23 protein-coding genes are annotated in these 22,997 nt (G+C 54.7%); 15 read left to right on the forward strand and 8 right to left on the reverse strand.

Annotation, left to right across the window (positions count from 1 at the left end; genetic code table 11):
* The first annotated feature begins 144 nt into the window (after positions 1–144).
* Positions 145–597 carry a DUF4385 domain-containing protein gene (locus tag INF73_RS11450; RefSeq protein WP_047368114.1) on the forward strand — a complete coding sequence of 151 codons (453 nt, stop codon included), beginning with the start codon at positions 145–147 and terminating at the stop codon, positions 595–597.
* Between the two features lie 151 nt (positions 598–748).
* A complete protein-coding gene (locus INF73_RS11455; RefSeq protein WP_041908648.1) occupies positions 749–2,056 on the forward strand; it encodes an MFS transporter in 1,308 nt (435 codons plus the stop codon).
* Here the strand turns inward: INF73_RS11455 and INF73_RS11460 are convergent.
* From INF73_RS11460 to trxC, 5 genes are all read right to left on the reverse strand, one after another.
* On the reverse strand, positions 2,053–2,376 hold the full coding sequence (locus INF73_RS11460) for a YfiM family lipoprotein (protein ID WP_048957750.1): 324 nt from the start codon (positions 2,374–2,376) through the stop codon (positions 2,053–2,055). The genes INF73_RS11455 and INF73_RS11460 overlap by 4 nt on opposite strands.
* A gap of 45 nt (positions 2,377–2,421) precedes the next feature.
* On the reverse strand, positions 2,422–3,777 hold the full coding sequence (gene pssA, locus INF73_RS11465; RefSeq protein ID WP_023331103.1) for a CDP-diacylglycerol--serine O-phosphatidyltransferase: 1,356 nt from the start codon (positions 3,775–3,777) through the stop codon (positions 2,422–2,424).
* 110 nt (positions 3,778–3,887) lie between these two features.
* Positions 3,888–6,551 carry a protein lysine acetyltransferase gene (pat, locus tag INF73_RS11470; protein WP_193540796.1) on the reverse strand — a complete coding sequence of 888 codons (2,664 nt, stop codon included), beginning with the start codon at positions 6,549–6,551 and terminating at the stop codon, positions 3,888–3,890.
* Positions 6,552–6,586: 35 nt separating this feature from the next.
* Complete coding sequence (gene tapT / locus INF73_RS11475; protein ID WP_045260163.1) at positions 6,587–7,285, reverse strand: tRNA-uridine aminocarboxypropyltransferase; 699 nt, start codon at positions 7,283–7,285, stop codon at positions 6,587–6,589.
* 69 nt (positions 7,286–7,354) lie between these two features.
* A complete protein-coding gene (gene trxC, locus INF73_RS11480; RefSeq protein WP_028014108.1) occupies positions 7,355–7,774 on the reverse strand; it encodes a thioredoxin TrxC in 420 nt (139 codons plus the stop codon).
* Between the two features lie 204 nt (positions 7,775–7,978).
* Between trxC and INF73_RS11485 the strand changes: the two genes are divergently transcribed.
* Entirely contained in the window at positions 7,979–9,079 is a 1,101-nt protein-coding gene (locus tag INF73_RS11485; RefSeq protein WP_193540794.1) for a tRNA/rRNA methyltransferase, read from the forward strand.
* A gap of 39 nt (positions 9,080–9,118) precedes the next feature.
* Here INF73_RS11485 and ung read toward each other — a convergent pair whose 3' ends face one another.
* Positions 9,119–9,808 (reverse strand): uracil-DNA glycosylase, encoded by a 690-nt coding sequence (ung, locus tag INF73_RS11490; protein WP_023333064.1) that lies wholly within the window; start codon positions 9,806–9,808, stop codon positions 9,119–9,121.
* Positions 9,809–10,122: 314 nt separating this feature from the next.
* On the opposite strand from ung, the gene grcA reads away from it, so the two are divergent.
* Entirely contained in the window at positions 10,123–10,506 is a 384-nt protein-coding gene (grcA, locus tag INF73_RS11495; protein ID WP_006176733.1) for an autonomous glycyl radical cofactor GrcA, read from the forward strand.
* Between the two features lie 52 nt (positions 10,507–10,558).
* Here grcA and srmB read toward each other — a convergent pair whose 3' ends face one another.
* Positions 10,559–11,887: an ATP-dependent RNA helicase SrmB gene (gene srmB / locus INF73_RS11500; protein WP_193540792.1), complete on the reverse strand. Its 1,329-nt coding sequence runs from the start codon at positions 11,885–11,887 to the stop codon at positions 10,559–10,561.
* Between the two features lie 132 nt (positions 11,888–12,019).
* On the opposite strand from srmB, the gene INF73_RS11505 reads away from it, so the two are divergent.
* Positions 12,020–12,757: a tRNA1(Val) (adenine(37)-N6)-methyltransferase gene (locus INF73_RS11505; RefSeq protein ID WP_193540790.1), complete on the forward strand. Its 738-nt coding sequence runs from the start codon at positions 12,020–12,022 to the stop codon at positions 12,755–12,757.
* Here the strand turns inward: INF73_RS11505 and nadB are convergent.
* Positions 12,742–14,361, reverse strand: a complete 1,620-nt coding sequence (gene nadB, locus INF73_RS11510; protein ID WP_059358607.1) for an L-aspartate oxidase — start codon at positions 14,359–14,361, stop codon at positions 12,742–12,744. The genes INF73_RS11505 and nadB overlap by 16 nt on opposite strands.
* Positions 14,362–14,704: 343 nt before the next feature.
* Here nadB and rseD point away from each other — a divergent pair, with 343 nt between their 5' ends.
* The 10 genes from rseD to recO all read left to right on the forward strand — a co-directional run bounded on the left by rseD (position 14,705) and on the right by recO (position 22,975).
* The gene (rseD, locus tag INF73_RS22275) at positions 14,705–14,788 is read left to right on the forward strand and encodes a rpoE leader peptide RseD (RefSeq protein WP_231940818.1); all 84 of its coding nucleotides are present in this window, start codon (positions 14,705–14,707) and stop codon (positions 14,786–14,788) included.
* The gene (gene rpoE / locus INF73_RS11520; protein WP_028014102.1) at positions 14,785–15,360 is read left to right on the forward strand and encodes an RNA polymerase sigma factor RpoE; all 576 of its coding nucleotides are present in this window, start codon (positions 14,785–14,787) and stop codon (positions 15,358–15,360) included. The genes rseD and rpoE overlap by 4 nt, the downstream gene beginning before the upstream one ends.
* A 31-nt stretch (positions 15,361–15,391) precedes the next feature.
* On the forward strand, positions 15,392–16,042 hold the full coding sequence (gene rseA / locus INF73_RS11525) for an anti-sigma-E factor RseA (RefSeq protein ID WP_014832926.1): 651 nt from the start codon (positions 15,392–15,394) through the stop codon (positions 16,040–16,042).
* Complete coding sequence (gene rseB / locus INF73_RS11530) at positions 16,042–16,995, forward strand: sigma-E factor regulatory protein RseB (protein ID WP_041908666.1); 954 nt, start codon at positions 16,042–16,044, stop codon at positions 16,993–16,995. Before rseA ends, rseB begins: the two co-directional genes overlap by 1 nt.
* Positions 16,992–17,468 (forward strand): SoxR-reducing system protein RseC, encoded by a 477-nt coding sequence (gene rseC / locus INF73_RS11535; protein WP_045260167.1) that lies wholly within the window; start codon positions 16,992–16,994, stop codon positions 17,466–17,468. Before rseB ends, rseC begins: the two co-directional genes overlap by 4 nt.
* A gap of 185 nt (positions 17,469–17,653) precedes the next feature.
* A complete protein-coding gene (gene lepA, locus INF73_RS11540) occupies positions 17,654–19,453 on the forward strand; it encodes a translation elongation factor 4 (RefSeq protein WP_028014099.1) in 1,800 nt (599 codons plus the stop codon).
* A gap of 16 nt (positions 19,454–19,469) precedes the next feature.
* On the forward strand, positions 19,470–20,444 hold the full coding sequence (gene lepB / locus INF73_RS11545; RefSeq protein ID WP_047364182.1) for a signal peptidase I: 975 nt from the start codon (positions 19,470–19,472) through the stop codon (positions 20,442–20,444).
* A gap of 222 nt (positions 20,445–20,666) precedes the next feature.
* The gene (gene rnc / locus INF73_RS11550; protein WP_003860711.1) at positions 20,667–21,347 is read left to right on the forward strand and encodes a ribonuclease III; all 681 of its coding nucleotides are present in this window, start codon (positions 20,667–20,669) and stop codon (positions 21,345–21,347) included.
* Complete coding sequence (gene era / locus INF73_RS11555; RefSeq protein ID WP_028014097.1) at positions 21,344–22,249, forward strand: GTPase Era; 906 nt, start codon at positions 21,344–21,346, stop codon at positions 22,247–22,249. Before rnc ends, era begins: the two co-directional genes overlap by 4 nt.
* Positions 22,250–22,267: 18 nt before the next feature.
* Positions 22,268–22,975 (forward strand): DNA repair protein RecO, encoded by a 708-nt coding sequence (recO, locus tag INF73_RS11560; protein ID WP_028014096.1) that lies wholly within the window; start codon positions 22,268–22,270, stop codon positions 22,973–22,975.
* Positions 22,976–22,997 lie beyond the last annotated feature (22 nt).

Below are 22,997 nucleotides of genomic sequence, written 5' to 3' on the forward strand. Positions count from 1 at the left end.
AGTAGGGAACTGCCAGGCATTAATCAAGAAGAACCCCGTACCGTAAGGTGCGGGGTTTTTTGCTTTGTGCGCCGGAAATACCGGGTGGCGGCACCGCCTGACCGTGCCTACAATTGTTAAAACGATTTTAACAATGGTGCCGCTTTGACACGTCCCTTTGATTACCAACAAGATTTTGCCAACATTAATTTCCGTGACCATGCAGAGCTGTATCAGGTGGGGCGGGGAGAGCAGGGTGTGCTCATGGTGGAACCTTACAAAAGCGAGATCCTTCCGCACTGGCGATACAAAGATGCTGAGGTTGCAGCGCGATCGGCAAAAGAAATTTACGCCCTGTTTGAAGAATATCGTCAGCAAAACGACTTTGTGGGTATGGATATGGCGCGTAAATTCATTCAGATGGGCTATACGCGCGCCAGGCGATACGCCAATCATAAAGGCGGTAAAAAGTACGATGAGAAGCGCCAGGTCAAACCGCTGGATTGCGATCCCGTAAAAGCCGAAGCCGCCGCGGTCTTCAAAAAGTGGTGGGATAAAATTCGTGCAGATGAAGATTATTTGCAGCGAAAAAAGGCGCATCAGCAGAAGTGGGGATAATTACTACGTCCGCTAATAATTCGATACCTGATCGAGTTCACAAAACGTAATGAAACATATTTGAAACATTTTATTTACCTAACGATTCGTTTTAAATCCGGTTTTACTGTTTGTGGGCAATGGCCCGCAATGTGAGACAGAGGATTTTAAAATGACAGAAACCGTAGCCAGTGCAGATACGGATAACACCAATTTGGCAGGTAAGGATACCCGTCGTCGGGTTTGGGCAATCGTTGGGGCCTCCTCGGGGAACCTCGTAGAGTGGTTTGACTTTTACGTCTATTCATTCTGTTCACTCTACTTTGCGCATATCTTTTTCCCGTCCGGGAATACCACCACTCAGCTTCTGCAAACCGCAGGCGTTTTTGCCGCCGGGTTCCTGATGCGCCCGATCGGTGGATGGCTGTTCGGCAGGATCGCAGACAGAAAAGGGCGCAAGACCTCCATGCTCATCTCCGTATGCATGATGTGTGTCGGCTCGCTGGTGATTGCCTGCCTGCCCGGATATGACACTATCGGAACATGGGCACCCGCGTTGCTGCTGCTGGCACGTCTGTTCCAGGGGCTGTCGGTCGGTGGGGAATACGGCACCAGTGCGACATACATGAGCGAAGTGGCGGTTGAAGGCCGAAAAGGTTTCTATGCATCATTCCAGTATGTGACCCTCATTGGCGGACAGCTGCTGGCGTTACTGGTTGTGGTGATCCTGCAACAAATCCTTAGCGATGAAGATCTGCACGCCTGGGGCTGGCGCATCCCGTTTGCTATGGGTGCTGCCCTGGCGGTTGTCGCCCTGTGGCTACGCCGTCAGCTTGATGAAACCTCTCAACAGGAGGTCAGGGCGCTGAAAGAGGCGGGCTCGATGAAGGGGCTCTGGCGAAACCGCAAAGCATTTTTGATGGTGTTAGGTTTTACCGCCGCGGGCTCGCTAAGTTTCTATACCTTTACCACCTACATGCAAAAATATCTGGTTAACACCACGGGCATGCATGCAAACGTTGCGAGCGTCGTCATGACGGTGGCGTTACTCGTCTTTATGCTTATCCAGCCGATTGTCGGCGCGCTGTCGGACAAAATAGGTCGCCGCACCTCCATGCTGATCTTTGGCGGCATGCTCACCCTGGGTACCGTTCCGCTTTTGACTGCGCTACAGCAGACAACGTCGCCGTATGCCGCTTTCGCGCTGATCATGGTGGCACTCATTATTATCAGTTTTTACACGGCAATCAGCGGCATTTTGAAAGCGGAAATGTTTCCCGCACAGGTGAGGGCACTGGGTGTTGGCCTCTCTTATGCGGTCGCGAATGCTCTGTTTGGCGGTTCGGCAGAGTATGTCGCGCTATCGCTTAAGTCGTGGGGCAGTGAAACGACCTTCTTCTGGTATGTCACCGTAATGGGAGCGCTGGCGTTTATTGTCTCGCTGATGCTGCATCGCAAAGGAAAAGGTATCCGCCTTTAATAATGTGCCATCTGCCAGACGGCGTAGCCGGTCGTTGCGCCGGCGACATCCCAGGCGAAATCTTTCCAGCTCCAGCCGCTCCCTGCGGGGCGGCTATCCCATAGTTCTTTTGATGCCCCAAGGCCCACTGAGAACATCAACCCTATCGCCGCGCTACGGTCCCGGCTGTATCCCTGATGCTGCGCGTACTCATTACCGGCTGCAGACAGCATAGCGGAAGCGAGGAAGTGTTGTGCTTTGTCCTGACCGGACCAGCTATCATTGGCCATATGACTGCAGCCAGTCAGAAAGAAAACGCTCAGTAACAGAGGAATACGCATCAACGGGCTCCATAAAAAAGCCCTGCGGGTAACAGGGCCTGGACATTACAGAATTCGGCTGATAAGTCGGTCAATACGGATACGACGCAAGCGGCGAATCAGCTTGCGAACTTTCACCGGATAATCGGCAATGCTCTGCAGCTCGCGGTAATGATTAACCACCGTGGTGTGCGTGCGAATCAACTCCAGTTCACGCTCACGCTGTGCGGCTAACTCATGCTGCGGGTCATGGATCAGGATCGCGTTTTCCAGATCCAGTCTCCACGCGCGCGGGTTCAGGTTGTTACCGGTCAGCAGCATCCACTCATCGTCGACCCACATACCTTTCAGATGGTAACTGTTGTCTTCATCTTTCCACAGACGCACAACCAGCTGGTCAGTATTTACGTAATACTGTAAACGGCTCAGGAAGCGGCGCAGGTTAATTTCATAAAGATAAGGCAGCGCACCGATGATTTTGAACGGCTGATCTTCAGGTATGAAGAAGTCGTTCGCCGTTTTATCCCCGACGATAATTTCCACTTTTTTACCATCGCGCAGCAGCTGAATGATATTACGCACCAGTACGGCAGGAAGGTTAAAGTACGGCGTGCAGATGGTGAGCTTTTGCTCCGCGCACGGCATCAGATGGAAGATCGTTTTATTCAGCAGGCTTGATTTGCCAAGCCCAACCAGTGGGGTAACGGATAACTCTTCGTTGTTAGCGTCGCCCTGAAAATGGTAAACAGCATCGCGCAGCTCCTGGCGGAAGGCGCGAACATCGTTTTTGATTTCCGGGCTCTTAGGGCGCTCGGGATCGTCAAGGCGATTAACGCCACGGCCATGCACCAGGTTTTTATCAACCCAGTTAAACATGATATCGGCCATCTGAGGATTACGGATCAGATGGTAGCGGTCGTAGCGATATTTATCGAGCTGATGAAGGTAAACATCATTGAGGCTTGCGCCGCTGTAAAGCACGCTGTCATCGATGATGAATCCTTTAAAATGAAGGACGCCGAGCGCTTCTCGGGTATTCACCGGGACGCCATAAACAGGTACATCGACGCCAGGATTTTCCTGCGCCGTGCGGCAATACCAGTCTGCATTGGTGTTTGAAGCGGCCGCGCCAATACGGCCTCGCTGGGCGCGATGCCAGTCAACCAGCACGCGAACATCCAGTTCCGGACGCTGACGCTTGGCTTCATAGAGCGCGTTCAGGATCGCGCGCCCGCCTTCATCTTGTTCAAGATACAGGGCCACAATGCAAATGCGTCGCGTGGCACTGGCAATCTTTTCCAGAAGCGTCTCCCGAAAATGAGCGGGAGCGTAAAAGAACTCTACATCATCAACTGACTGAGAAATCTTCGGTAGTTGAGCAAGGTGTTGTTGATGTTTATTACGCTTAAATTTTGACAACATCACAGTGCGTTTCTTCTCTGTTCATTGAAGGGTTGTCTGTACCATGCAAACAACATAAGCGGACAATGATACCACCAGTCCCGTCCAAAGTGGGTAACATTTCCAGTAGCTTACTCGGGTTTGTCTGCTGGTGTCAGGCCGAGGGATAAGGCGACAATACCTTCGTCCAACTGAATATCAACCTCAAATCCGAGTTTTCGCGCCAGGGTCACCATACCGCGATTGTTCGGCATAGTAATGCCATTCAGGCGTAACAATCCGTGATCTCGCGTATAACTGATGAGTTTTTCCAGCAGTCGTCTGCCCAGACCCAGGCCTTTAAGATCGGAGCGCACCAGCACAGCAAATTCCGCGTCAATGTTATCCGGGTCAGAAATTGCGCGCGTCACGCCGAGGATCTCATCGCCCCGTTCGGAACGTCGAACGGCGACAAACGCCATCTCTCGATCGTAGTCGATCTGGGTCATATTGGCTAAATCATCGTGGGTAAATTCGTTGATTTCGCTAAAGTAGCGGTAATAGAGATCTTCTTTCGTAACCTGAGAAATAAAGGTACGCAGCTGCGGTTCATCTTCCGGCAGAATAGGGCGGAACAGGGCGCGTTCCCCATTCTTCATCTCGACCCACTCCTCCAGCTGCAGAGGATACGGACGGATCGCCAGGCGGCTCTCTCTGTCCCCTTCAAATGGCGCGATATCCAGCGTTACGTCCAGCGCCGTAAACTCAGTGCCGGAGGCGAGCAGCGGATGGATATCCAGCCGCTGGATCTCCGCACAATCTACAACCAGGTTAGACACCTGCACCAGGAACTGACTCAACCCGGCAATATCGAGCGGACGCAGGGCGCTGCGGCCCCGGATCTTTTTGCTTTTAATCGCCTGAATGATCAGATAGCGCGCCAGATTCATGTTCAGCGGCGGTAGCGCCACCGCGGCCTGTTCCTCTGGACGCCACTCAACGCCGCCTTCCCCCAGCATAATGAGCGGGCCGAAGACAGGATCGTGTTCAACCACCACCCGCAGTTCCTGGGCGCCCGCGCGGTTAGCCATGCTTTGCACCAGCAGTCCGTGGATCCGAGCCTGCGGCCAGGCCATTTTGACGCGATCGAAAATGGCATCGGCTGCCTGCTGCACCTCCGTTGCCGTACGCAGGTACAACATGACCCCCTGAACGTCCGACTTATGCGGGATATCGGGGGAACGAAGCTTAAGGGCGACCGGGTAGCCAATCTGTTCGGCTATATGTACGGCCTCAGCGCTGTCGCTGGCGATCCAGGTTGGCAGAGTTTGCATCCCGTAGCTGCCCAGTATGGGCTGCACTTCATGCGTATCAAGCGAGGTCGCGCCTTCTTCAATGGCCTGCTGTAACAGCCGATGAACGTCGACGGTGTTCGCCGTCAGGTTTCCGGGCAAAGCCGGTGTCTCACGCAGCTGTTTCTGGTTGCGGCGATATTCCACCATATGCATAAATGCCGTGATGGTGCCTTCCGGCGTGCGGTAGGTTGGCAGTCCGGCTTCACTGAACAAGCGTCGCGCCTCCTGAGAGGAAAACTCACCGCACCAGTTGGTCAGCAGGGTGACATATTTGCCTCGCGGATGATTTCGTACCGCCTCAATCAGCGCCCGCGCGCTTTCACTGCCCGGCGCGGCCGCGCTGGGGGAGTGGATAATCATCAGCGCATCGAAATCCTGGCTGTCCAGCAAAATGGAGATTGCTCTGATATAGCGATCGCTGCTGGCATCATCGCGCAAATCAAGCGGATTGCCGGGCGTCACGCTTGCCGGAAGCGCCTCTCTGAGGCGTTGCAGCGTCTCTTCACCCAGCGTGGCCAGCTTGCCGTTACGCAGCCAAAGCTCATCCAGCGCCAGCGCGGCAGGGGCCGCGCCATTGCTGACAATCATTAACTTCTCGCCGCGCAGCGGACGCATGTGGCTCAACGTCTCAACGGCGGAAAAAAGCTCGTGTGTATCCTGCACCCGCAGCAACCCCGCGCGCTGAATGGCTGCATCCCAGGCCGGATCCATACCGGAATGAGACTGCAGCAGACGCTGCGCCGCAGGGCTGCGACCGCTTTTGATAACGAGGATCGGTTTATTGCGCGATGCGCTACGCGAAGCGGAAACAAAACGACGGGCGTCGCTCAGGTGCTCAAGATAAAGAAGGATTGCGCTGGTTTTGCTGTCTCGCGCCAGGAAATCCAGCAGTTCGTCAACGTCAATATCCAGGCTGTCGCCCAGAGCAATGAAGTAGGAGAATCCCATTTCACGCTGCTGCGCCCAGTCAAGGATGGTGTTTGAGACCGCAGCCGACTGCGAGATAAACGCCAGCTTGCCTTTACGGATCGGCACCGGGGAGAAGCTGGCGTTCAGCCCCTGCCAGGGCGCGAGCAGACCCAGGCTGTTCGGCCCGAGAATGCGCATCTGATAGCGGCTGGCGCAGGCCAGCAGTTCGGGCTGCTGTTCAGGCGGAGACGAGAGAATAATGCAGGTTTTACACCCTTTCTTGCCGAGTGACTCCAGCAGTTCCGGATTGCGTTTGGCGTTTGTACACAGAACGGCGAGATCCGGTACGAAAGGCAGGCTCTCCACGTCCGGCCAGGCAAGCACGCCCTGAACGGCCTTATAAGACGGCGTGACGGGCATAACGGGACCGTTAAATCCTCCGGCCAGAAGGTTGCGCATCATCAGATAGCCTGCACGATCCGGTTTCATTGATGCGCCGATGACGGCAATGGATTTAGGACGGAGTAGCGCTTCTAACCCTCTCTGGCTCATGCAGGCCTCCTGTGAATGCAAGCGACCTGATGATTTTAAACGCTTTCTGTCTCCGTTGCTGTGATGCTGCCCTTATGAACGGTTTTTCCCGCCAGATAGCGCTCCCGGAAGCATGAGAAATGGTTGCCCAGGGCGCCAGCTGCAGCGGTATCTCCTGCTAAATCCAGTAGCGCAATGGCTACTTCGGCAGTGCAGTATTGCCCGTCAGCATGCGCTTCGCGCAGGCGGTAGGCCGAGACGCGGGAAAGATCGACAGAAATAACCGGCAGAGCGTCGAGGTAAGGGCTTTTGCGAAACATTTTCCGCGCTTCGGTCCAGGTACCGTCCAGCATAATAAACAGCGGTGGTTTCCCTGATGGCGGCGCGGTAAGGACCTGACGCTGTTCTCCCGCATAAGATGCCGGGAAAACCACCATCGGCTGGTAGTCCGGGCTTGCCACCAGGTCGAGCAGAGCCTGAGGTGGCTCAGTGCGCGACCACTGAAACGCGGCGGTATCCGGCAGAATATCGGCAATAAGACGCCCCGTATTACTGGGCTTCATCGGTTCGGTATCGAACATGACCAGACAAAAGCGGCTCTCCGCAGTACTTGGGGCCAGCGTCTCGCACAGACACACCTTCAGCGGCAGCAGGCAGCGCTGACAGCGACGTATGCGATTGCCACGTGCAAGAAAGGGGCGAGTCGCGCGCGCAAGGCGTTCGGCGCGTAATTTAAGGACAGCGTTATCAGTCATGGGCGAAATGGAGGAAAAACCCTATTTTCGCAGAGGCGGGAACGGGGCACAAGGTGTGCCCCGGGAATGTTACAGCGATTCGTTTAACCAGCTATCAAAAGGTGCTTTTGGAACCGCACCGTTGAGCATATCGATCACTTCACCATTTTTGAAAATCATGATGGTCGGGATACTGCGAATACGAAAACGTGCGCTTAACTCGCGTTCGGCCTCGGTATTAACCTTAACGAACCGCATTTTTCCGCTGCGCTCTTCGGCCACATCTTCGAAGATTGGCGCGAAGCTGCGGCACGGACCGCACCATGGCGCCCAGAAATCGACCACCACCGGGAGATCGTCCTTGAGGAGTTTGTCCAGCGTAGCACCCGTCGCGTTAATGACATCGCCATCAAACAATTCATGGCCACAACGTCCGCATTTCGCACCGTCATCCATCCGATCGTCCGGAATGCGGTTTAAAGCCTGACAGTTGGCACATACGGTATTCATAACTAACCTCTGATAGAGCCGTGGGACAGCGGCAGAACGCCGATAATGTTTCTGATATGTTACATATTATCAGTGAGCCTGTATGAAACGACAATGTGTTTTATTCAATGGGAACAATAGTCACAGGCTTTTGTACGAAATTATGGCTATGCGCTGGCACATCGGGTAATCTGCGCGCTTCGCGCAGCGCTGGTGGAGAAAAGCATGAACGACGAAATGAAAAACAAAAGCGGCAAGGTCAAAGTGATGTATGTCCGCAGTGATGATGACTCTGATAAACGCACCCAAAATCCGCGTACCGGAAAAGGTGGCGGGCGTCCAGCGTCCTCTCGTGCAGACGGTGGCCGTCGCCCCGCCCGCGATGACAGAAATAACCGCGGTGATGACCGCAAACGTGATGACCGCAAGCGTGACGATCGCAAGCGCGATGACCGTCCGCGTGATGACTTCTCACGTGATAACGCCTCTCCGTGGCGCACCGTTTCTCGCGCCCCAGGCGATGAGACGCCGGAAAAAGCCGATCACGGCGGTATCAGCGGTAAAAGCTTTATCGACCCGGAAGTGCTGCGTCGTCAGCGCGCGGAAGAGACCCGCGTGTATGGTGAGAACGCCTGCCAGGCGCTGTTCCAGAGCCGTCCTGAGTGTATCGTCCGCGCCTGGTTTATCCAGAGCGTAACCCCGCGCTTTAAAGAAGCGCTGCGCTGGATGGCGGCGAACCGCAAAGCCTACCACGTGGTGGATGATGCCGAACTGACCAAAGCATCCGGTACCGAACACCACGGCGGCGTCTGCTTCCTGATCAAAAAACGTAACGGTACGACCGTTCAGCAGTGGGTCAGCCAGGCGGATGCCGATGACTGCGTGCTGGCGCTGGAAGACGTGGGCAACCCGCATAACCTGGGCGCAATGATGCGCAGCTGCGCGCATTTTGGCGTGAAGGGCGTGCTGCTGCAGGATGCCGCGCTGCTGGAATCCGGCGCCGCGGTCCGTACTGCGGAAGGCGGAGCGGAGCACGTACAGCCGATCACCGGCGACAGCGTTCTGGATGCCCTCGAGCAGTTCCGTAAAGCGGGCTATTCCATCGTGACCACATCCAGCCATGCCGGTACGCCGCTGTTTAAAGCGACGCTGCCGCGCAAGATGGTGCTGGTGTTGGGTCAGGAACGCGATGGTCTGTCTGATGCGGCGCTCTCCAGTTCGGATCTGAGCGTCTCTATCGACGGGACGGGCAATGTGGAAAGTCTGAACGTATCCGTTGCGACCGGCGTGCTGCTGGCCGAGTGGTGGCGTCAGAATAAGGCATAAGCCTCTTATGTGCCGGGCCTGACCCGGCACATTCAAACCCTACTCGCTCTCTGCCGGTAACACAGGCATCCAGTCAATTGGCGTTTCGCCACGTTTTTCCAGCCATTCATTTGCCAGAACAAAATGATTACTGCCAAAGAAACCGCGATGGGCAGACAGCGGTGACGGGTGCGGTGCCTTCAACACGTGATGACGCTGACGATCGATAATTGCCCCTTTCTTCTGCGCGTGAGAACCCCAGAGTAAAAACACGACCCCTTCACGATGCTCGTTGATAAGGCTGATAACTTTATCGGTAAAGGTTTCCCACCCAAGGCTGGCGTGCGAGTGCGCCTGGCCCGCCCGTACGGTGAGCACCGTGTTCAATAACAGCACGCCCTGGCGCGCCCAGCTTTCCAGATAACCGTGGTTGGGGCGGGTAAACCCGGGCACGGTTCCCTCAAGCTCTTTATACATGTTGAGCAGAGAAGGGGGGATCGCCACGCCTGGGCGTACGGAAAATGCCAGCCCGTGCGCCTGCCCAGGGCCGTGATAGGGATCCTGGCCCAGAATGACGACTTTCACATCGCTCAACTCGGTATAGCGAAACGCGTTGAATACATCTTTTTGCGGCGGATAAATCGTTTGCCCGGACTGACGCTCAGCGGCAACGGTACTGAGCGTATTGATAAAATAAGGCTGCTGCTTTTCTTCTGCCAGCACGTCATGCCAGGTTAAAGGTGTCGTCATGTCGCTCTCCTGCGAATCTCAATCTGTCACTAGCTTACCTGTTTAACGCTTGTGAGCAAAATTACGCGCTGAAATGCGTGCTAAGTCGTTAAATTTATTTTGAAATGATGCAGGTTAAGTTGAGTTGGTGGCGGTATTAAATTGATCTAAAACAATAAATTCAAACCACACTCTTTATGTGGTTGGTGTTTTTGTTGATTTAAATCAATAAATCACCGTGGTGTGAATGATATATATACACACAAGAAACAATGGTTTTACCAATTGGCCGCGTAAGGCCAGCATCAGTTAATGTAGCCTAAGGGAGGCAACACATGATTACAGGTATCCAGATTACCAAAGCGGCAAATGACGATCTGCTCAACTCTTTCTGGCTGCTGGACAGCGAGAAAAATGAAGCGCGCTGTGTGGTCGCGAAAGCGGGTTTTGCTGAAGATGAAATCGTACCGGTGAATAAACTGGGCGAAATCGAATACCGTGAAATCCCAATGGAAGTGCAGCCGGAAGTGCGCGTTGAAGGGGGTCAGCACCTGAACGTTAACGTGCTGCGCCGCGAAACGCTGATGGATGCCGTTGAGCACCCGGAAAAATACCCACAGCTGACCATCCGCGTGTCTGGTTATGCGGTTCGCTTTAACTCACTGACTCCAGAACAGCAGCGCGACGTTATCGCCCGTACGTTTACTGAAAGCCTGTAAGGCTTCAGCCACGGAGGGGAACAAAAAAGCCGGGAATTACCCCGGCTTTTTTTTACTCTTCCGTTTTTGTCTCTGGTGCAGCAGAGCTTGGCTTACGACGCTTACCAATGTTTTTGGTATCGCGGTGGCGCTGCTTCACGCGCGGCTTCTCTTTTTCTTTCTCTTTTCTCTCAGCACGTTTCGCGAGCGCTTTCTTGGACGGTTTACCCGTCATTTTTTCACTCGGCGCACGTGTGGTTGGGCGCAAGCCATCAATAACGCGCGCTTTCAGCGGCTCGTCAACATAGCGGCCAATTTTCTGCAGCAGCAGGTAGTCATGCGCTTCAACCAGTGAAATTGCAATCCCTTTGCGACCCGCGCGACCGGTACGGCCAATGCGGTGCAGGTAGGTATCTCCGCTGCGCGGCATATCGAAGTTAATGACGTGGCTCACGTCAGGGATGTCGATCCCGCGGGCGGCAACGTCTGTTGCGACCAGCACGTTAACGCGGCCATCGGTCAGGCGCTTAATGCCTTCGGTACGCTTGATCTGCGCCATCTCACCTTCAAGATAGCAGTTGTTGATCCCGGCGTTGCGCAGCATTTCAGCCAGCTCGTGCACGCGCTCGCGCTTACGCACAAACACGATAGTGCGGGTGGCGTCTTCCTGCTTCAGCAGGTGCTTGAGCAGCTCAACCTTATGCTCAAGGTTGTCCGCACGGTAATACCACTGGTGGATCTTTTTACGCTCTCGCGTAGATGGCGTCGCAGAGACTTCCACCGGATCTTCCAGCAGACGCTCTGCGAAGTCTTTAATCGCATCCCCTTCAAGGGTGGCAGAGAACAGCATCGTCTGGTTACGCCAGCGCGTTTCACCTGCAATATGCTCGATATCCTGCGCAAAGCCCATGTCCAGCATGCGGTCCGCTTCGTCGAGGATCAGCGTTTCTACCGCGCGGCAGTCGAAGTTTTCTTCTTTAATATACTGCAGCAGGCGGCCCGTCGTCGCGACGACGATGTCCTGGTTTTCGCTGAACACTTCGGCGTGGTTCATATACGCAACGCCGCCGGTGATGGTGGCGATATCCAGATGCGTATTCGCTGCGAGTTCACGCGCGTGATCGGCAACCTGCATGGCCAGCTCGCGCGTAGGCGTCAGGATCAAAATACGCGGCGGGCCAGATTTTTTACGTGGAAAGTCGAGCAGGTGCTGCAACACAGGCAGCAAATAGGCTGCTGTCTTCCCCGTGCCGGTTGGCGCAGAACCGAGCACATCGCGGCCCTCAAGCGCAGGCGGAATGGCCGCTGCCTGAATGGCGGTCGGGCGTGTAAAGCCTTTGCTCTCAAGAGCATTGAGCAGGCTTTCATCGAGTTCAAGTTCGGAAAAAGTCGTTACAGTCATGTTCTACCTCTGTGTGGGGCGCTGATTATAGACGTTACGGCTGTAATCTTCATCTGTTTGTATGGATATCGCTTTGCGGCCACTTCGCTTTCCCCTATGCTACTCCAGTTTCACTTAGAAGGTTGCCCTGACATGTCTCAACTCAAAGCGCAGCTGCGCCGCGATGGTTTTACGTTTAAACAATTCTTTGTCGCTCACGATCGCTGTGCCATGAAAGTCGGTACAGACGGCATTTTACTGGGAGCATGGGCACCTGTCGCAGGTGTTAAGCGTATTCTTGATATCGGTACCGGCAGCGGGCTGGTGGCCTTGATGCTGGCGCAGCGTACTGAAGAGCATGTCACTATTGATGCCGTTGAGCTGGATGCGCAGGCCGCAGGGCAGGCGGGTGAAAACGCGGCCGAGTCCCCCTGGGCTGACCGGATAACCGTTACGTGCGCGGACGTGCTGGCCTGGGCGCCAGAGCAGACGGCGCGTTACGATCTGATCGTCAGCAACCCCCCTTACTACGAGCCCGGCGTGGAGTGCGGTACACCGGAGCGTGAACAGGCGCGCTATACCGGTTCACTCGATCACAAAGCGCTGCTCGTCAACGCGGCTGAACTTATCTCAGAAGAGGGCTTTTTCTGCGTGGTGCTGCCAGAAAGTACGGGCAACACGTTTATCGCTACCGCGCAGGAGATCGGCTGGACGTTACGTTTGCGAACTGACATCTCAGATACGGAAAGCCGATTGCCGCACCGCGTGCTGCTGGCGCTTTCGCCAAAAGAGGGTGAGTGTTTTAATGACCGTATGGTGATCCGTGGGCCAGACCAGCGTTATTCCGAAGATTACACGGCTCTGACCCAGGCGTTTTATTTGTTTATGTAAACCTGCGGGGCAAGTATCGACGGGCCGGACTCAGCAAGCCGATCCGGGTAGTCGAGTGTGTAGTGCAAACCCCGGCTCTCTTTACGCAACATCGCGCAGCGAACAATCAGCTCGGCAACCTGCACCAGATTGCGCAGCTCCAGCAGATTATTGGAGACGCGGAAATGGGCATAATATTCATCAATTTCCTGCTGCAGCATCGTAATGCGGCGCAACGCGCGTTCCAGACGTTTCGTGGTGCGCACAATCCCAACGTAGTCCCACATAAACAGCCGTAGCTCGTGCCAGTTGTGCTGGATCACCACCAGCTCGTCCGGGTTCTCCACGCGGCTTTCATCCCAGGCCGGTAAACGCTCTGTTTCACGGGCGTAAGGCATGCGCTTCGTGATGTCCTCCGCCGCTGACCAGCCGTACACCAGACATTCAAGCAGCGAGTTAGACGCCATACGGTTCGCGCCGTGTAGCCCGGTATAGCTGACCTCACCAATAGCATACAGACCGTCTACATCAGTGCGTCCGTGATCGTCAACCATCACGCCGCCGCAGGTATAGTGGGCGGCTGGCACAATGGGCACCGGATCGCGTGTTAAATCAATGCCAAGATTGAGCAGCTTTTCGTAAATCATCGGGAAATGCTGGCGAATGAATTCTGCCGGCTTATGGCTGATATCGAGATACATGCAGTCCACGCCAAGGCGCTTCATTTCGTGGTCGATGGCGCGGGCAACAATATCACGCGGCGCCAGTTCACCGCGGGCGTCAAAGTCCGGCATAAAGCGGGTACCGTCAGGGCGTTTTAGATAAGCCCCTTCGCCGCGCAGGGCTTCCGTCAGCAGGAAATTTCGCGCCTGAGGGTGGAACAGGGCGGTGGGGTGAAACTGATTAAATTCGAGATTCGCCACGCGGCAGCCGGCGCGCCAGGCCATAGCGATACCGTCCCCGGAAGCGATATCCGGATTAGTGGTGTACTGATACACCTTAGAGGCGCCACCTGTAGCCAACACCACAGCCTTCGCCTGACAGGTTTCCACCTTCTCTTTATTACGGTTCCAGACCCACGCTCCCACCACGCGACGCGTACCGGGCAGGCCTATCTTGTCGGAAATGATCAGATCAACCGCGTTGCTCCGCTCAAGGACCCGGATGTTAGGATGGTTCAGCGCTTTGCTGACCAGCGTGGTTTCCACTTCTTTTCCGGTAGCATCCGCGGCGTGCAGGATGCGGCGGTGGCTATGGCCGCCTTCACGCGTTAAGTGGTAGCTCTCTTCACCGTTGGGCTGAACCTGAGTATCGAATAAAACACCCTGATCGATAAGCCACTGAACACAATGGCGGGCATTGCTGGCGACAAACTCTGCCGCGTGCGCATCCACGATCCCGGCCCCGGCAATCAGCGTATCTTCCACATGTGACGCAATGCTGTCGGTCTCGTCAAATACTGCGGCAATGCCGCCCTGAGCATAAAATGTGGAGCCTTCACTTATCGGGCCTTTGCTCAGAACGATAACGTTCTGATGTTCAGCCAGACGCAGCGCCAGAGAGAGACCGGCAGCGCCGCTGCCGATGATCAGTACATCACAATGAAGTTCAGGTGTTGTGTTCATGATTTTTGTTTAATTTACTAAACAGTGTTGGGGCAGAATAGCACCTGAATGCGAAATATCGCACGTTTTTTTTAAGGGAAGTTGCAATGACTAAACGCGCAGGCAGGGGTAAACGAAGGGTAAATAAATGAAATTATTTTGCGAAGCAGATCGTTAGCGTCAGATTTTGTGGTGAAATAAAGCCTGTGTTGCGTTACTCTTCTGGCGGGAAAAAGATGTTTCTTGTCAGAAAGTGGTGCGTATCGTGAACAGACTTATAATGAGAGAAAATGAACGGTCTGCGGCGCGATGAACAAAAACAAAGGCGTTACGGAACTTATTGAAGATCAGACACTCTAAGCTGGTGCTTGCTCAAAGTGCGGTAGTTATAGAGTGGCGTTTCGATAACGCGTGGAATTTAGGTTTGGGGAGACATTACCTCGGATGAGCGAGCAGTTAACGGACCAGGTCCTGGTTGAACGGGTCCAGAAGGGAGATCAGAAAGCCTTTAACCTACTGGTGGTGCGCTACCAGCATAAGGTGGCGAGTCTGGTTTCCCGCTATGTACCGTCAGGTGATGTACCTGATGTGGTGCAAGAGTCTTTTATTAAGGCCTATCGCGCGCTGGAATCTTTCCGGGGAGATAGTGCTTTTTATACCTGGCTGTACCGTATTGCTGTCAATACGGCAAAGAATTACCTTGTTGCTCAGGGTCGTCGCCCGCCGTCCAGTGATGTAGACGCTATCGACGCCGAAAACTTCGAAAGTGGCGGTGCGCTGAAAGAAATTTCGAACCCTGAGAACTTAATGTTGTCAGAAGAACTGAGACAAATTGTTTTTCGCACGATCGAGTCACTCCCGGAAGATTTACGCATGGCAATTACGTTACGGGAGCTTGATGGTCTGAGCTATGAAGAGATAGCCGCTATCATGGATTGTCCGGTCGGCACGGTTCGTTCACGAATTTTCCGTGCGCGAGAAGCTATTGATAATAAAGTTCAACCGCTTATCAGGCGTTGACGATAGCGGGATACTGGAAAAGGTATTAGGCATGCAGAAAGAAAAACTTTCCGCTTTAATGGATGGTGAGACGCTGGATAGTGAGCTGCTCAACGAGCTGTCTCATTCTCCCGAAATGCAAGAGACCTGGGAGAGTTACCATCTCATCCGTGACACGCTGCGCGGTGATACCGGAGAGGTTCTCCATTTCGATATCTCAGCCCGCGTGATGGCGGCCATCGAGAATGAGCCTGTTCATCAGACCACTCCGCTGATTCCTGAAGCGCAACCCGCACCGCACCAGTGGCAAAAAATGCCGTTCTGGCAAAAAGTGCGTCCGTGGGCCAGCCAGCTCACCCAAATGGGGGTGGCTGCATGCGTATCGCTTGCAGTTATCGTTGGCGTCCAGCACTATAATACTCAGTCTGAAACTAATCAGCAGCCAGAAGCGCCAGTGTTTAACACACTGCCGATGATGGGCAAAGCCAGCCCGGTAAGTCTGGGCGTACCGGCTGATGCCTCCGCCAGCGGCGGTCAGCAACAGCAGGTTCAGGAGCAGCGCCGTCGCATTAATGCGATGTTGCAGGATTATGAGTTGCAGCGTCGTCTGCACTCTGAACAGCTTCAGTTTGAGCAGGCCCAAACTCAGCAAGCTGCTGTGCAGGTGCCCGGAAACCAAACTTTAGGAACGCAATCGCAGTAATGAAGCAACTTTGGTTCGCCATGTCTCTGATGGCGGGTAGCCTGTTCTTCTCTGCTAACGCCTCGGCTGATGTTTCATCCGGGGCGTTGTTGCAGCAAATGAATCTGGCCAGCCAGTCACTCAATTACGAGTTGGCATTTATCAGCATCAACAAGCAGGGCGTCGAGTCGTTACGCTATCGCCATGCCCGTCTTGATAACCAGCCGCTCGCCCAGCTTTTACAGATGGATGGCCCGCGTCGGGAAGTTGTCCAGCGTGGCAACGAAATCAGCTATTTCGAGCCCGGTCTGGAGCCTTTCACGCTGAATGGCGACTATATCGTTGATTCTCTACCGTCGCTTATCTATACCGACTTCAAACGACTTGCCCCTTACTATGATTTTATTTCGGTAGGGCGTACCCGTATTGCAGACAGGCTGTGTGAAGTGATCCGCGTGGTTGCGCGCGATGGCACACGCTACAGCTATATCGTCTGGATTGATGCGGAAACCAAGCTGCCGATGCGCGTGGACCTGCTCGACCGCGACGGCGAGACGCTTGAACAGTTCCGCGTCATCTCCTTCAGCGTGAACAATCAGGTTGGCAACAGCATGCAGAATCTGGCGAAGGCCAGCCTGCCGCCGCTGCTTTCTGTTCCTGCAGGGGACTCCGCTAATTTCAACTGGGTTCCTTCCTGGATACCGCAAGGCTTTAGCGAAGTGTCCAGCAGCCGTCGTCAGTTGCCCACCATTGATACGCCGGTTGAATCACGCCTCTATTCCGATGGCTTGTTCAGCTTCTCGGTGAATATCAACCGCGCAACGGCAAACAGCGCTGAACAAATGCTTCGTACCGGGCGTCGTACGGTCAGCACCACGGTTCGCGATAACGCAGAAATCACGATTGTGGGGGAATTACCTCCGCAGACGGCGAAGCGCATTTCAGACAGCATTAAATTCAGGGCCGCACAATGATTAAAGAGTGGGCGACCGTCGTCTCGTGGCAGAATGGTATTGCGCTGGTCAGCTGTGATGTTAAAGCCTCATGCAATAGCTGCGCATCCCGAGCCGGTTGTGGCAGTCGCGTGCTGAATAAGTTAGGGCCACAGACATCGCATACGATCTCCGTGCCGAGCGAACAGCCGCTGGTGGCGGGTCAGAAGGTGGAACTGGGCATTACGGAAGGCAGTCTGCTGAGTTCCGCGATGCTGGTCTATCTCTCCCCGCTGGTGGGGCTGTTTGTCATGGGCGGCCTTTTTCAGATGCTGTTTGGCACCGACGTGGCCGCCATGTGCGGTGCAGCTTTGGGTGGCGTAGGGGGATTCTGGCTTGCCAAAGGCATCTCACCGAAGCTCGCTGCGCGCGATGAGTGGCAGCCCGTTATTCTGAGCGTTGCGCTGGCGCCTGACCAACTTCGCGTCGAGACGCTCTCTTCTGAGGCCCGGTGATCCACCGGGCTTTATCATTATTTACATCTCAAAAAAGAAAACGCCATTTCTTCGCGCTATGCTTGGCTCTAAGTGCATTTCCAGGTTGCGGGTATGTAGTGTAGAATGCTGCGTTTTCGCACTGAAAAACGTCAGGCTAAGAACAGCGGCCTCCAGGAATTCGTAAGGCATAATTATTTAACTATATGAAGAACATACGTAACTTTTCGATCATTGCTCACATTGACCACGGTAAGTCGACGCTGTCTGACCGTATTATCCAGATTTGCGGTGGCCTGTCTGATCGTGAAATGGCAGCCCAGGTACTGGACTCCATGGACCTGGAACGCGAACGCGGTATCACCATCAAAGCGCAGAGCGTGACGCTCGACTATAAAGCTTCTGATGGCGAAACCTATCAACTGAACTTTATCGACACCCCAGGCCACGTTGACTTCTCCTATGAAGTATCACGCTCGCTGGCGGCCTGTGAAGGTGCGCTGCTGGTGGTCGATGCCGGGCAGGGCGTTGAAGCCCAGACCCTGGCGAACTGCTACACCGCGATGGAAATGGATCTCGAGGTTGTGCCGGTTCTGAACAAAATCGACCTGCCAGCCGCCGATCCTGAGCGAGTGGCGGAAGAGATTGAAGACATTGTCGGCATTGACGCGACCGACGCCGTACGCTGCTCCGCGAAAACCGGTGTGGGTGTGACCGACGTGCTGGAACGCCTGGTACGTGATATTCCGGCCCCGGAAGGCGACCCGGATGGTCCATTGCAGGCGCTGATCATCGACTCATGGTTCGATAACTACCTGGGCGTGGTCTCTCTGGTGCGTATCAAAAACGGCACCATGCGTAAAGGCGACAAAATCAAGGTTATGAGTACCGGACAGGTCTACAACGCAGACCGTCTGGGTATCTTCACGCCAAAACAGGTTGACCGTACCGAGCTGAAATGCGGCGAGGTAGGCTGGCTGGTCTGCGCGATTAAAGACATCCTCGGCGCGCCAGTAGGTGATACCCTGACTGGCGCGCGTAACCCGGCAGACAAAGCGCTGCCTGGCTTCAAAAAGGTGAAACCGCAGGTTTACGCGGGTCTGTTCCCGGTCAGCTCTGACGACTACGAAAACTTCCGCGATGCGCTCGGCAAGCTGAGCCTGAACGATGCTTCCCTGTTCTATGAGCCAGAAAGTTCAACGGCGCTGGGCTTCGGCTTCCGCTGCGGCTTCCTCGGCCTGCTGCACATGGAGATCATTCAGGAACGTCTGGAGCGTGAATACGATCTGGATCTGATCACCACCGCACCAACGGTAGTCTACGAAGTAGAAACCACCTCGAAAGAAGTGATCTACGTCGACAGCCCGTCCAAGCTGCCGCCGCTGAACAACATTCACGAGCTGCGCGAGCCTATTGCAGAATGTCACATGCTGCTGCCGCAGGAGTTCCTGGGGAACGTTATTACGCTCTGTATTGAGAAGCGTGGCGTGCAGACCAACATGGTTTACCACGGTAACCAGGTGGCGCTGACCTATGAAATTCCTATGGCGGAAGTGGTACTCGACTTCTTCGACCGTCTGAAGTCTACCTCCCGTGGCTATGCGTCACTGGATTACAACTTCAAACGTTTCCAGGCCTCCAACATGGTGCGCGTGGACGTGCTGATCAACGGCGAGCGTGTGGATGCGCTGGCGCTGATCACCCACAACGACAATGCGCCGTACCGTGGCCGCGAGCTGGTTGAGAAGATGAAAGATCTGATCCCGCGTCAGCAGTTTGACATTGCGATTCAGGCGGCCATCGGTAACCACATCATTGCCCGCTCAACCGTGAAGCAGCTGCGTAAAAACGTTCTGGCGAAGTGCTATGGCGGTGACGTTAGCCGTAAGAAAAAGCTGCTGCAGAAGCAGAAAGAAGGTAAGAAGCGTATGAAGCAGGTCGGTAACGTTGAGCTGCCGCAGGAAGCATTCCTTGCCATTCTTCATGTCGGTAAAGACGGCAAATAACCTTTAAGGAGTTGGCATGGCGAACATGTTTGCCCTGATCCTGGTCATCGCTACGCTGGTGACAGGCCTGCTGTGGTGTCTAGATAAGTTTATCTTCGCCCCAAAACGCCGTGAACGTCAGGCTGCCGCGCAGGCAGCGACTGGCGATGCGCTTGACGCGAAAACCCTGAAGAAAGTTGGCCCGAAACCGGGCTGGCTGGAAACGGGCGCGTCGGTGTTCCCGGTGCTGGCGATTGTGCTGGTGGTACGTTCGTTTATTTATGAGCCGTTCCAGATCCCATCGGGATCAATGATGCCAACGCTGCTGATCGGTGATTTTATTCTGGTTGAGAAGTTTGCCTACGGCATTAAAGATCCGATTTACCAGAAAACGCTGATCGAAACGGGGCATCCGAAACGTGGCGACATCGTGGTGTTTAAATATCCGGACGATCCGCGTCTGGATTACATTAAGCGCGCGGTGGGTCTGCCGGGTGATAAAGTGACCTACGATCCGGTTGCGAAGGAAGTCACCGTTCAGCCGGGCTGCAGCTCCGGTACCGCGTGTGAAAACGCGCTGCCAATCACCTACTCAAACGTTGAGCCAAGTGATTTCGTGCAGACTTTCGCCCGTCGTAACGGCGGTGAAGCGACCAGCGGGTTCTTCCAGGTGCCAAAAGGTGAAACCAAAGAGAACGGCATTCGTCTGGTTGAGCGCAAAGAGACGCTGGGCGATGTCACTCACCGCATTCTGACCGTGCCAATCGCGCAGGACCAGGTGGGGATGTATTACAAACAGCCGGGTCAGCAGCTGGCCAGCTGGATCGTACCGCCGGGACACTACTTCATGATGGGCGATAACCGCGATAACTCCGCGGACAGCCGTTACTGGGGCTTTGTGCCGGAAGCGAATCTGGTGGGTAAAGCAACCGCGATCTGGATGAGTTTTGAGAAGCAGGAAGGCGAGTGGCCGACCGGGGTGCGCCTGAATCGTATTGGCGGAATCCATTAATTCTCAGGAAAAGAACACGTAGCCGCGTTATTTCGCGGCTACGTGAATTATTTCCTCGATAAATCTCTTTGAACTAACGACATCACCTGTCGTTGTGTATAGAATATTCCCCCGAAGTTTAAGGTTGGCCCTGCAAGGGTGCCACGGCACACGAAACCGCGTTGGTTTTCTCAGGTCGGTTTCGTGTGCTGCATTTTTGACGCATTCATTTATTGGTATCGCATGAACCCCATCGTAATTAATCGGCTTCAACGGAAGCTGGGCTACACTTTTCATCATCAGGAGTTGTTGCAACAGGCATTAACCCATCGCAGTGCCAGCAGCAAACATAATGAGCGTCTCGAGTTTCTGGGTGACTCTATTTTAAGTTTCGTGATTGCGAATGCGCTTTATCATCGTTTCCCGCGCGTGGACGAAGGTGATATGAGCCGCATGCGCGCCACGCTGGTGCGCGGCAACACCCTCGCTGAAATCGCGCGCGAATTTGAACTGGGCGAATGTCTGCGTCTTGGGCCGGGTGAACTGAAAAGCGGCGGCTTCCGTCGTGAATCTATTCTTGCCGATACGGTCGAAGCATTAATTGGTGGCGTGTTCCTGGACAGCGATATCCAGACCGTAGAAAAGCTGATCCTTAACTGGTATCAGACCCGTCTGGACGAAATTAGCCCGGGCGATAAACAAAAAGATCCGAAAACGCGCCTGCAGGAATATTTGCAGGGCCGTCATCTGCCGCTGCCATCCTATCTGGTGGTGCAGGTGCGTGGCGAAGCGCACGATCAGGAATTTACCATCCATTGCCAGGTCAGTGGCCTGAGTGAACCGGTGGTGGGCACAGGTTCAAGCCGCCGTAAGGCTGAACAGGCTGCCGCCGAACAGGCGTTAAAAATGCTGGAGCTGGAATGAGCGAAGAAAAAACCTATTGCGGATTTATTGCCATCGTCGGACGTCCGAACGTCGGCAAATCCACCCTGCTGAATAATCTGCTTGGGCAGAAGATTTCCATCACCTCGCGTAAGGCGCAGACCACGCGTCACCGCATCGTCGGCATCCATACTGAAGGCGCGTATCAGGCGATCTACGTCGATACCCCTGGCCTGCACATGGAAGAGAAGCGTGCCATTAACCGTCTGATGAACAAGGCGGCGAGCAGCTCCATCGGCGACGTAGAGCTGGTGATTTTCGTAGTGGAAGGCACCCGCTGGACGCCGGACGACGAAATGGTACTGAACAAGCTGCGTGACGGCAAAACGCCGGTGATCCTCGCGGTCAACAAAGTTGACAACGTGCAGGAAAAAGCTGACCTGCTGCCGCACCTGCAGTGGCTGGGCAGCCAGATGAACTTCCTGGATATCGTTCCGCTGTCTGCTGAGACCGGCCTGAACGTCGATACCATCGCGGGCATCGTACGTAAGCACTTGCCGGAAGCGATTCACCACTTCCCGGAAGATTACATCACCGATCGCTCTCAGCGCTTTATGGCGTCTGAAATCATCCGTGAAAAGCTGATGCGTTTCCTGGGCGCCGAGCTGCCGTACTCTGTGACGGTGGAGATCGAGCGTTTCCAGAGCAACGAGCGCGGTGGCTACGACATTAACGGCCTGATCCTCGTCGAGCGTGAAGGGCAGAAGAAGATGGTGATCGGCAACAAAGGCGCCAAGATCAAAACCATCGGTATCGAAGCCCGTAAGGACATGCAGGAGATGTTCGAAGCGCCAGTTCATCTGGAACTGTGGGTGAAGGTGAAATCTGGCTGGGCCGATGATGAGCGTGCTCTGCGCAGCCTCGGTTACGGCGAAGATCAGTAACTCAAGACGACGAGTATAATGGAAGGTTGGCAGCGCGCCTTCGTTCTCCATAGTCGTCCCTGGAGCGAAACCAGCCTGATGCTGGACGTCTTCACGGAAGAGTCGGGCCGCGTGCGCCTTGTTGCGAAAGGCGCACGTTCCAAACGTTCTAATCTGAAGGGTGCCCTACAGCCTTTTACGCCGCTGCTGGTTCGCTTTGGCGGGCGAGGGGAAGTCAAAACCTTGCGCAGCGCTGAAGCCGTCTCTCTGGCGCTTCCCCTTTCTGGCATCACGCTCTACAGCGGTCTGTATGTCAACGAGCTCATCTCCCGCGTCCTTGAACATGAGACTCGCTTCTCGGAACTTTTCTTCGATTATCTGCACTGTATCCAGGCACTGGCGGGTGCGACCGGCACGCCCGAACCCGCCCTGCGTCGTTTCGAACTGGCGCTGCTGGGCCACCTCGGGTACGGCGTGGATTTTCTGCACTGCGCAGGCAGCGGTGATGAGGTGGAAGACACCATGACCTACCGCTACCGCGAAGAAAAAGGTTTTATTGCCAGCGTCGTCGTTGATAACAGTACGTTTACCGGACGCCAGCTCAGAGCACTTTATGAACGCGAGTTTCCGGACGCCGATACCCTGCGCGCAGCAAAACGCTTTACCCGGATTGCCCTCAAGCCGTATCTTGGCGGCAAGCCCTTAAAGAGCCGCGAATTATTCAGGCAGTTTATGCCCAAACGTTAGACCACAGCATCAGAAAGAAAAC

It is taken from the genome of Enterobacter cloacae complex sp. P6RS, assembly GCF_014982245.1.
GTDB classification, from domain to species: domain Bacteria; phylum Pseudomonadota; class Gammaproteobacteria; order Enterobacterales; family Enterobacteriaceae; genus Enterobacter; species Enterobacter bugandensis.